We start from the raw sequence: 11,071 nt of genomic DNA, 5'->3' as shown, positions 1-11,071 counted from the left end.
CTCTTGAGTTCTCAAACCACCACCACACCAGCAAGCCAACCCCCGAACCATCAGGAACCGGAACCCGCCGTGCCGAGCGGCAACAGGTGAATAACTTACACGACAACCAAAACAAACGCAAATCAGGCATACTAAAATGCGCCAAAAACGTTGCAACGCCGGCGTTCCATCGGCGTGTCGAAAATCAGTAGAATCACGCCTTATCTGTCACATTACGCCCGTTTTCTGCGCCACCGTGGAGCATAATTCATCATTTACCGGCATGTCGCAATAATTCATTCCACGTTCAACTCGCTCCAGTCTGCTTATACTGACCATCCCTCTTCTATCTGGAAGGAATAAAGAAGCCAATCAGAACGTCAAACGCATCTGATGCCAAGCCACGTTGCCATGCGTGGAATCAGATATACCCTCGTCCTTGTATCCGAATCGCGCGTAGAAACCGACCAACCGATCCTTGCACGTGAGTACAAGCCCTTTACGTCCACGCGCACGTGAATCCTCAATGACTTGTTGCATCAGCATGCTGGCGTACCCATGATGCTGATATAACGGGGCAGTATCCACACCAAATATCATCTGCCATTCGCCATGAGGGTCGTGTTGCGAAGCATCCTCGTACATGTCATCGGTGAGATCGGCACGGTTGGTCGCGAAGCCATTGATAAAGGATGCAATGCGGTCCCCGTCCGTCAGAAGCCAGAAGCATTCCGGATATGACTGCAACCGCGCTTGGATTGCTGCGCGACTTGCCGCTTCTGCAGCAGGGAAGCATTCCGCCTCAATAGAGGCCAACGCATCAAGGTCTGCAATACCAGCGTGCCGAATCGTCCAAGTTCGCGGTGCAGTCATATTCGTGTAATGCCTTTCTGTTTGCGGGGTCTCTCCCTCAGTCAGCTGCCGCTGACAGCTCCCTCATCAGAGGGAGCCAATGAGATGGGCTGTTTGCTTCACGGCTCGGTCCCGTCAGAGGGATCCAAGGTAATGGCAACTCATCAGATGACGTGGTATTCCTTGAGCAGGGTGGCGATATCGGTGCCATCAAGCTTCTTCAATACCTTGCCAAGCACTGCCTTTTCGATGAAGTTGAGCTTCATTTCGGTCACCGGCTTGCCATCGCGCAGTTTGACTGTGGCGTTGAGCAGGTTGCGCACGTCGTAGACGCTGCCCCATACCTCCGGCACGCCGCGATCCACATCAAGTAAGGTGTACACAGCTTCCATGCCGGTGCGCATCGAGTACTCAGTGGTGAAAATCGTGTCACGCGGGGTTTCGGCGAACTGTCCGAGGAATGCGAAATTCACGGCACCGTCCGGCACCACATCCGGGCGATCGCCGGCCGCGCGCGGCATGAAGAACGCCGTGATGTACGGCATCATCACCGGAACCGTGTTCGCATGGTTCTTGGCGAGCGCCTCGATTTTGTCGGTCGGCACACCCATGTGGTAGAGCCATTCCTCACAGATTTCCTCACCGGTGCATTCAGTCATCGGCTTCTTCACATAATTGCCGGGCTTGTCCGGGAACAGACCATAAACCCATACGCACAGCTGATCCTTGGGCTGGTCACGGAACTGCTGTTGACGATTCAGCGTCCAGCTCAGCAGCCAGTTGGAATCGGTAACGGTTACGATGCCGCCAGTAACCACATGACCGGTGAACGGATCACGCTTGCAGATTTTTTGAATGTACGGAGGAATCTCCTTATCAAGCGTGGTGACAGTGGCGCTCATCCACTTGGTGGCCTGTGGATCTGAGCAGAACTTGTCCGGATGACCGAAGCTCGGATCCTGCTTGGCAATATTGCGCCACATATCCCAACCGCCACCTGGCTTCAAGTCCGGATTCCATGCGGCCGGCGAATTCTGGGAGCCCATGGTGGAGTTTTCCACGCAGCCGCCATTCGTAATGAACACCAGATCATCCGCGGTCAAATCAATCGAGGACTTCTCCCCTTCATGATCGATATCCAAGCGCACGGCAAGCTTCTTGGTAGGAGAGCTGTACGGATTGCGCTTGAAGACACCGGAGGTGGCTTGAATCTTCAGAATCGTGTCCTGCCCCACTCCGGTGTGCTCGCGCTTAGGACCGTCGCCACCGCCGATGGCGAATTCCACATTCTCCACCTTGGTGTTGTACTGGAATTGCACACCATGGCTTTCCAAATACTTGACCATCGGCAGAATCATTGACTCGTACTGGTTGTAACGGGTGAAGCGCAATGCCGAGAAATCAGGCAGGCCGCCGATGTGGTGGATGTAACGCTTGATGTACAGCTTCATCTCCAGCGCGGAATGCCAGTTCTCGAATGCGAACATCGTGCGCCAGTACAGCCAGAAGTTGGAATTCAGCACTTCATCATCGAAGAAATCGGTGATGGGCTTGTCGTACAACTCTTCGTCAGGCGTGAAGAACAGCTTCATGATTTCCTGCGAAGCCTTATCGCTCAGACCAAACTTGCCTTGGAACCCCGCATCCTTGCCGAGATCCTTGGTGGCACGGCACAGGGAATAGTTCGGGTCCTCCTTGTTGAGCCAATAGTATTCGTCCAGTACGCTTACACCCTCGGTTTCGATGGATGGAATCGAGCGGAACAAATCCCACATAACCTCAAAATGGTTATCCATTTCGCGTCCGCCGCGCATCACGTAGCCCAGCCCCGGAATATCCGCGCCATCACAAGCGCCGCCCGGCACCGGATCCTTTTCAAGGATATGAATATGATCGCCGGGCATTTGACCGTCGCGCACCAGATAGCATGCTGCAGATAACGCGGCGAGTCCGGTACCAATGATGTAGGCATGCTTATGATCAACTCCCGCAGGCTTCTTTGGACGGGCGAAGGCTTCGTAATTACCGTTGGAATAGTACATGGCACTCCTCCTTTGGAGAATTTATTGACATTACGTCAACCTTTTAACAGACATAATGTCGCATTACTGCCAAGTTTGCCATAGGCAACTCTCGGCGTTGTGCGGCATTATGCCTGTGCAATCATCAGCTCGCGCTGAGGAACAATGGAAAGCGTCTCAGATATTGCCGCGCACGTGCTGGTCGGCCCACGACTGGGAATGCGTGAACGTGGCCGGATTGGAACTCACATTGCCGTTCGGCTCATCCAATGCATCAATGGCGGCCAATTCGGCAGACGTCAGGTCGAAGCTCGCGCTGGCAAGGTTCTGACGCATACGCTCCACATGCTTCGACTTCGGAATGATGATGCGACCTTCCTGTGTATGCCAACGCAGCACCACTTCCGCGGGGGTCACGCCGTGCGCTTGCGCCGCAGCAACCACTGGAGCGGATTCGATATCCTTGCCGTGGCCAAGTGGGCTGTATGCCTCGACCACGATGCCATGCGCCTTGCAGAATGCAAGATTGCCCGGCTGGCTGAATCGCGGATGCACCTCGATCTGATTGACTGCGGGCACTTCGCCGGAATCCTCAATGATGGCACGTAGATGCTCAGGTAGGAAGTTGCTGACGGCAGGTACGCGAATGGCACCTTCATCGCGAAGTTTCAATAGCGCACGCCAGGTTTCCTTATAAAAACCGGCTGCCGGGAATGGCCAGTGAATCAGGTACATGTCGATGACATCGACCTTGAGCTTCCTGCGTGATTCCTCAAATGCCACCATCGCCGAATCATAGCCCTGATCGCAGTTACGCAGCTTGGTGGTCACCCAAACCTTATCTGCCATGCCGGTCGCTTTGAGCGCGTCGCCAACCTGTTCCTCGTTGTAGTAGGCGGCTGCGGTATCGATGTGTCGGTAACCGATTTCCAATGCTTCTTCTACGGCGCGCTGGGTATCTTCCGGAGGAATCTGGAACGTACCGAATCCGATTTGCGGAATGACGGATTTGCTCTTGTCCTGCAACATGATTGATGGCGATTCGAGTTGCTGGCTCATCAATATCGCTTCCCTTCAATGCGACCAATGTTCCTCGCCCATTGTAAGTTTGCGACGTTCTTCTGGCTAGTATCCTGTCCGACTACTGCACTGGATGGTGAGTCAAATCACGCTCGATCCATGCCATGACCAAATCCGCGAGTCTATTCACTTCCTCATCGCTCAGTTCACGACCTTGGACGATATGATGCCATTTTTCGATGCACCCTCGGCAACAGGTGGCGGTGGCATGCTGAGCGGTGAACACCGGGTGACCGCGCCACGGCGTCTGCTTGCCATCGTTTTTCGGTTCGGCGGCACCTACGCGATCGCGCAGCATCTCATGCGCATGGCGGTTGATGACTGTCTTGCCTTTTGCGCGCGCGTAGGCACGGTCCTTATCCGAGAGCACGAACCTGGCGCGGAACTTCGAATGAGACAATCGTTCCAAGGTCTCAGCTATCCAGCGTTGTTCGTCCTGTCCGTTTTGCTCGTCTCTTGTGTTGGCCACAGTTCGGTATGGTAGTCCCGAATCACGCAGCGGCGGGCAGGCAGCTCGGACCGAAGAGGATCTTGATTTCAGCGAAAAGCGACGTATCACGTTTCACACGGAATCGATCGCCAAACGTCAGCACTTGCGCATTGCCCTTCTCATCCATTACGGCAAGATGAACCTCGCTGTATCCAGGATGGCTGGCCAGCACCTGGCCAAGACGGGCCATGCGATCGCGTTCCAAAGCCATCGTAGGCAGCGTAATCACCAGCGGGCGCTCATCTTCGGCTTCCAAGGTAGGCACTTGCATTTCCGTGGCTCTCAAGGACACGGTTTCGTCGCGCAGTTCCACCTGTCCACGAATCTGCACCACAGCATCCACGGCAAGCTCGGCTGCAGCGGCCTCATACACCTTGCCGAAGAACATGCACTGGATGGAGCTTTCCATATCTTCGATGGTGACGATGGCCCAGGGATTGCCCTTCTTGGAGACGCGACGGTCCACGCCGGTCACCAAACCCGCCAAAGTGACCTGTTGGCCATCCGGCATGGTCTTGGCACGGTCAATCAAATGTGCGATCGACATCTCCCTGAGTCCCGCCAGCACTGCCTGCATGCCTGAGAGCGGATGGTCGGAGACATACAGGCCCAGCATTTCACGTTCGAAGTTGAGCTTCGTCTTCTTGTCCCACTCCTCAATGTCCGGCACGGTGACGGAGGCGTCGCCCATGGCCTCGGCTCCCCCATCCTCGTCGTCGGAGAACAGATCGAACTGTCCTTCGGCCTGCTTGCGTTTCAGGCTCACCACCGAATCGATGGCAGCCTCGTGCACGGTGAACAGAGCACGACGATTCGGGTCGATTGAGTCAAAGGCGCCGGCCTTGATCAGCGATTCCACCAGACGGCGGTTCAATGCGGTCAGAGGCACGCGGCGAATGAAGTCCATGAAGTTCACGAACTTGCCGCGTGGCCCTTCTCGTTCTGCAATGATGTCCGCCACGGCCTTCTCACCTACGTTGCGAATGGCACCCAGACCGAATCGAACCACGTCGCCGACTGCGGAGTACTCATACACTGATTCATTGACGTCCGGCGAGAGTACCTGAATGCCCATGCGACGTGCCTCGCCAAGGTACAAGGCGGTCTTGTCTTTGTTGGTGGCGGCGCCCTGCAGCAAAGCGGCCATGAACTCGACCGGGTAATGGGTTTTCAAATACGCGGTCCAGTATGAAATCAGACCGTAGGCGGCGGAGTGGGCCTTATTGAAGGCATAACCGGAGAACGGGACCAGGATGTCCCACACGGCGTTCGCAGCCTCCTCGGAGTAGCCGTGCTCCTTCATGCCGGCGAAGAACGGCACCTTCTCCTTGGCCAGTACCTCCGGCTTCTTCTTACCCATGGCTCGACGCAGCACGTCTGCCTTGCCCAACGAATAGCCGGCCAGGATACGGGCGGCGGACTGCACCTGCTCCTGGTAGATAATCAGGCCGTATGTCTCGTCGAGCACCTGCTTCAGCGGCTCCTCAAGCTCCGGGTGAATCGGCGTGATCTTCTGCAAACCGTTCTTACGCTTGGCATAGTTGGTGTGCGAGTCCATCGACATCGGGCCCGGTCGGTACAGGGCGATCAGTGCGGAGATATCGTTGAAGTTATCCGGCTTCAATGTCTTGAGCAGGGAGCGCATGCCATCGGAATCGAGCTGGAACACACCCAAGGTGTCACCGCGCGACAGCAGCTCGTACGTGGGCTTGTCGTCCAATGGAATCTTCGTGTAATCGATGGCCGGCTTGCCGTTCGCCTCAATGTTCCGGAGCGTGTCATGAATCACCGTCAAGTTGGAAAGACCAAGGAAATCCATCTTGACGAGTCCCAGCGTTTCGCACGTATGGTATTCGAACGTGGTAGTGATCGTACCATCCGTACGTTCCAGCAACGGCGATGTATCGGTAATCGGCGCACTACCCATGATTGTGGCGCATGCGTGCACACCCGTCTGGCGAATCAGCCCCTCGATGCCCTTGGCCTCGTCGGTGATACGGCGCGCATCCGGATCTGATTCGTACATCTCGCGGAACTCACGGGCCTCCGCATAGCGTTTCGCCGTCGGGTCGAAGATATCGTGCAGGCTGATATCCTTGCCACCCGTGGCGGCCGGAGGCAACGCTTTGGTGACCTTCTCGCCCACTGAGAACTCGTAGCCCATGATACGGGCGGAATCCTTCAACGCCTGCTTCGTCTTGATCGTGCCGTAGATCACGCACTGCGCGACCTTATCGGTGCCGTATTTCTCACCGCAATACTCGATCACACGGGCGCGGCCCTCAGGGTCAAAATCGACGTCGATATCCGGCAGGCTGACTCGCTCCGGATTCAGGAATCTCTCGAAGATCAGGCCATGTTTCAGCGGATCCAACTCGGTGATACCCATTGCGTAGGCGACCATTGCGCCTGCCGCCGAGCCACGGCCCGGCCCCACCATAATCCCATGGTCCTTGGCCCACTGGATGTAGTCCGCGACCACCAGGAAGTAGCCACAGAACTGCATCTGGCAAATCACGCCACACTCATAATCCGCCTGCTTCAAGACTTCAAGCGGAGGGTTGCCGTCATAGCGCTTCTCCAGCCCCTCCTCCACCTTCTTCAAAAACAGGGAGGTCTCATCCCACCCCTCGGGGCAGGGGAATTTCGGCATGAACGCACCGTCCTCATGGTCGTCGAACATCACATTGCAACGTTCGGCGATTCGAAGCGTATTGTCGCATGCCTCGGGGAATTCCTTGAACAGGGTGCGCATCTCCTCGGCGGTCTTGATGTAGTAGCCTGTACCATCGAACTTGAACCGGTCCGGATCATCCAGACGCGAACCTGAATTGATGCACAGCATCGCATCCTGGGCACCTGCATCCTCGGCATGCACGTAATGCGAATCATTCGTCGCCAAAATAGGGGCATTGAGCTTCTTCGCGATGGTCAGCAGATCCTTGGTCACCTGCGTCTCAATCGAAAGCCCGTGGTCCATCAGCTCAATGAAGAAATTATCCCGGCCAAAGATGTCCTGAAACTCACCGGCTGCGCGCAAGGCTTCATCGAACTGCCCCAAACGCAAACGCGTCTGGATGATGCCGGACGGGCATCCGGAGGACGCAATCACACCCTTGGAGTACGTGGCCAATACTTCCTTATCCATACGCGGGTAGCGCATCACGCGACCTTCGAGGTTGGCCACTGAGGAAGCTTTGATAAGGTTCACCAGACCTTCATCATTCTCGGCCCACATGGTCATGTGGGTAATCAAACCACCACCGGAGACGTCGTCGCGACGTTGGGCTTCGGTGCCCCAGTGCACGCGGGATTTATCCTGACGGGCGGTTTCCGGGGTCACATATGCCTCGATGCCGATGATCGGCTTGACCCCGTTGGAGACGCAATTGGTGTACATCTCATAGGCACCGTGCATGTTGCCATGATCGGTGATGGCGACGGCAGGCATGCCCAATTCGGCTACGCGCTTCGCCAATGCCGGAATCTTCGAGGCACCATCCAACAACGAATAGTGCGTGTGGTTGTGCAGATGTACGAAGTTCCCCATTTCAGCCATGCGTTCCACCATACCGCACACTGTGCTCAGTCCATGTTGACTGTAGGTTTTTGAACACTAACTGTAGGATTTCCAACGTTTTTTGTTCAAAAACCTACAGTGAACGTTCAAAAACCTACAGTCAGAGGATATTGGGAACAATACAGGCAAAAAACAATGATCAGGAAACGATAGGGACATCCACGTGACGGGCTCTCATGGTTTCGAGCGCTTGCGCCAAATCAGCTGGGTAATGGGATTCCACCGTGGTCCACATACGGGTACGCGGGTGGCGGAATTCAAGCTTCATGGCATGCAGCCACTGGCGATCCAGGCCAAGCGCCTCGGACAGCACAGGATTGGCGCCATACATCGGGTCCCCGCATAGCGGATGTCCAATCGAAGAAAAATGCACGCGAATCTGGTGGGTGCGTCCAGTCTCCAGGTTCACCGATACCAACGTGGCTTCATGCCCGAAACGCTCCATCACATCCCAATGAGTCACGGCAGGCTTGCCGGCAGGAGTCACACAAAATCGGAAATCGGAAACCTTGGCTCGTCCAATCGGCGCTTCGATAGTGGCTTTGTTCTGCTTCAATGATCCTTGGACCAGCGCATGATATGTCTTCTTGACCTCATGTTCGGCGAACTGCCTACGCATTTCGATATAGGCCAGGTCGGATTTGCAAACCAGCATCAGTCCCGACGTCCCCACATCCAGGCGGGAAACGATACCTTCACGCCCTGCCGCACCGAGAGCAGTGATGTGTACACCGCGATCGCGCAAAGAACCCAGCACCGTAGGCCCGGTCCAACCCACTGATGCGTGAGCGGCAACGCCAACAGGCTTGTCGACCACAACGACATCATCATCCTCATAGGCCACCGCCATATCGTTGGCGATAGGCTCAGGTTCCGCACGTTCCTCGACCAAATCGAATTCTACGGTTTCTCCCGCAACCAAGGTACTGGATCGAGCGACCTCTCGACCAAGCACACGAGCCTGACCGGAATCAATCAAATCCGCGGCCTTGGAACGGGAAATACCAAGCATTTTCGCCACGGCGATATCGAATCGTTTGCCGATGAGCGCATCAGGAGCAGGAACCATACGATTCATTACTCGGCGCCCACCTTTGCGTCAGTGTCGTCACCCTGTTGAGGTTGCAAATCCTTAGTGGAAAATGGCTCATTGAGCAGAATCAGAATCACAATGGCAACGCCGGCAACGACCAGATACACGTCGGCCACATTGCCAACCGACCACCCGTAGTTCAGGAAATCCACGACCTTGCCGTTAAGGAATCCATCGGCATACATGACACGGTCGATGAGGTTGCCGAATGCACCTGCAAACGCAAGGGACAGCACGGCGGTCCATTTCAACGACACCGTGAGCAACCCGCAATACAGCAACGCGCAGCATGCTGCGATAGCTAACAGGGAAATCACCCATGTTGCACCGGAGCCCATGCCCAGCGAAGCACCGGGGTTGCGGACCAAGGTAAAGGAAAGCAGCTTTGGAATCACCTCAATGGTCTGGCCATCGGATAACGCCGCCATGGCCCACGCTTTGGTGAGCTGATCAACGATCAAGGCGGCTGCAGCTACACATGCAAAGACGGCCGCGCGAATGCGCAGCCGTCCCTGTTGGTTCGTCATACGACCTAACCTACCTACGCTCAGTTAGCCTTGGACGAGGTCTGGTCCTGGTAGTTGTTCGACTCGGAAACCTGAGCTGCCAGCTGACCAAGGAACTCGGTGAGGCGTGCACGGTATTCGGTCTCGAACTGCTTGAGGCTCTGGATATTGCCCTCGATGACCTTGGACTGGTTCTGCAGGTTGTCGCGAACCTGCTGTGCATAGGTATCGGCGGCGGAACGAGTCTGCTTGTCGTATTCCGCTGCACGACGCTGCACATCTGCCTCGTACTCATCAGCATCGGTGTGCTGGGTCTTGGAGTACTTATCGGCATCCTGGCGGGTCTTCTCGGAGTAAGCGTCGGCGTCGGCGCGGGTGTTCTCGGAGTAGGTATCGGCATCGGAACGGGTGCTCTTGGAGTAAGCATCCGCATCGGCGTGCACGCGATCACGATAGGCGTCAGCCTCGGAGCGGGTGCGGTCGGAGTAGGTGTTGGCCTTCGTGACCAGATCGTTGTACTTGTTCTGGCTGGCTTCGGTGATTTCCTTAGCCTTGGTCTTGCCCTTCTCCACGTACTGATCATGCAGCTGCATAGCCAAAGTCAGCATTGCGGTGGCGCGCTCCGGCTCGCTGCCCGGCATGGAGGCGGCGCCAGCGATCTTCTGCAGAGAGCCGGTCTCGGTGCTCGGCTCGACCTTGGAAACCTGGGCACGCAGCTGGTTTTCACGCTGCTTGGCCTCTTCAAGCTGACGGGACAGCTCCTGAATCTGAGCAGCCTGCTGCTGAGCAACGCCGCCCTGCTGCTGAGCGGCAGCAAGCTGACGGGACAGCTCTTCATTGGCAGCGCGGAACTGATCGCGTTCCTTCTGGATGGCCGCAATCTGCTGGCCCACGGCCTCCTGATTGCCGGAAGCCTGAGCGGCCTGAGCGGTGAGCTGGTCGATCTGAGCATTGAGCTGATCAACCTGGCCCTTGAGCTGGTCGTTCTGAGCGGCGAGAGCACGGTTGGATTCTTCGGCTTCGCTCAGCTTCGTAGCTGCCAGCTGTGCAGCCTGCTCGCCTTCGGCGGAAGCCTGAGGACCTTGTGCAGCCGCCTTCTTCAGCTCGGCATTCTCCGCCTGGAGCTGCTGCACCTGACCGGTCAACTCGGAAATCTTGGCATTCAGATTGGTCACGTCGGGACCCAGAGCCTGAGTCGCCTGTCCGCCGGCTACAGCCTGGCGTCCCAGAGCCTCCACCGTCTCCGTGACCTGATCGAGGAAGTCGTCAACCTCGTCGACATCGTAGCCTTCCTTGAATCGCACGGTCTGGAAGGTGTGCTCCCTAATATCCTTCGGCGTCAACAGAGCCATAAATATTGCACCTCGCTTTGGGGCTTTGCCCTCGCTTACGTTGGTATCAAGTATTGATGCTATCACGACCCCATCGTTTCATGAGGGTTCTGTGCCAATTTTCAAGGCGCGACATGCC

9 protein-coding genes are annotated in these 11,071 nt (G+C 56.2%); 1 reads left to right on the top strand and 8 read right to left on the bottom strand.

The genetic code is table 11. The features are described 5' to 3' along the window. Positions 1–191 (top strand): hypothetical protein (locus tag F7D08_RS09890; RefSeq protein ID WP_226803472.1); only part of this gene is annotated, 191 nt, incomplete at its 5' end. Positions 192–351: 160 nt separating this feature from the next. Here F7D08_RS09890 and F7D08_RS09445 read toward each other — a convergent pair. The 8 genes from F7D08_RS09445 to F7D08_RS09410 form a co-directional block, all read right to left on the bottom strand. Next, positions 352–852 carry a GNAT family N-acetyltransferase gene (locus F7D08_RS09445; RefSeq protein ID WP_152210385.1) on the bottom strand — a complete coding sequence of 167 codons (501 nt, stop codon included), beginning with the start codon at positions 850–852 and terminating at the stop codon, positions 352–354. A 143-nt stretch (positions 853–995) separates the two neighbouring features. After that, entirely contained in the window at positions 996–2,873 is a 1,878-nt protein-coding gene (locus tag F7D08_RS09440; protein WP_152210384.1) for an oleate hydratase, read from the bottom strand. A 156-nt stretch (positions 2,874–3,029) separates the two neighbouring features. Then, positions 3,030–3,911, bottom strand: coding sequence for an aldo/keto reductase (locus F7D08_RS09435; RefSeq protein WP_152210383.1), 882 nt, complete (start codon positions 3,909–3,911; stop codon positions 3,030–3,032). Positions 3,912–3,993: 82 nt separating this feature from the next. Further along, a complete protein-coding gene (locus F7D08_RS09430; protein WP_152210382.1) occupies positions 3,994–4,401 on the bottom strand; it encodes a DUF4186 domain-containing protein in 408 nt (135 codons plus the stop codon). 22 nt (positions 4,402–4,423) lie between these two features. Then, positions 4,424–7,981, bottom strand: coding sequence for a DNA polymerase III subunit alpha (gene dnaE, locus F7D08_RS09425; protein WP_193316290.1), 3,558 nt, complete (start codon positions 7,979–7,981; stop codon positions 4,424–4,426). Between the two features lie 160 nt (positions 7,982–8,141). After that, the gene (locus F7D08_RS09420) at positions 8,142–9,080 is read right to left on the bottom strand and encodes an RluA family pseudouridine synthase (protein ID WP_152210380.1); all 939 of its coding nucleotides are present in this window, start codon (positions 9,078–9,080) and stop codon (positions 8,142–8,144) included. Beyond that, the gene (locus F7D08_RS09415; RefSeq protein WP_152210379.1) at positions 9,080–9,622 is read right to left on the bottom strand and encodes a signal peptidase II; all 543 of its coding nucleotides are present in this window, start codon (positions 9,620–9,622) and stop codon (positions 9,080–9,082) included. Before F7D08_RS09415 ends, F7D08_RS09420 begins: the two co-directional genes overlap by 1 nt. A gap of 20 nt (positions 9,623–9,642) precedes the next feature. After that, positions 9,643–10,953, bottom strand: a complete 1,311-nt coding sequence (locus F7D08_RS09410) for a DivIVA domain-containing protein (RefSeq protein WP_152210378.1) — start codon at positions 10,951–10,953, stop codon at positions 9,643–9,645. Positions 10,954–11,071 lie beyond the last annotated feature (118 nt).

Source organism: Bifidobacterium cebidarum, from assembly GCF_009193305.1.
In the GTDB taxonomy this organism is placed as follows: Bacteria; Actinomycetota; Actinomycetes; order Actinomycetales; family Bifidobacteriaceae; genus Bifidobacterium; species Bifidobacterium cebidarum.
Note: the sequence above shows the minus strand (reverse complement) of the source record. Positions and strands in the feature narration are given on the sequence as shown.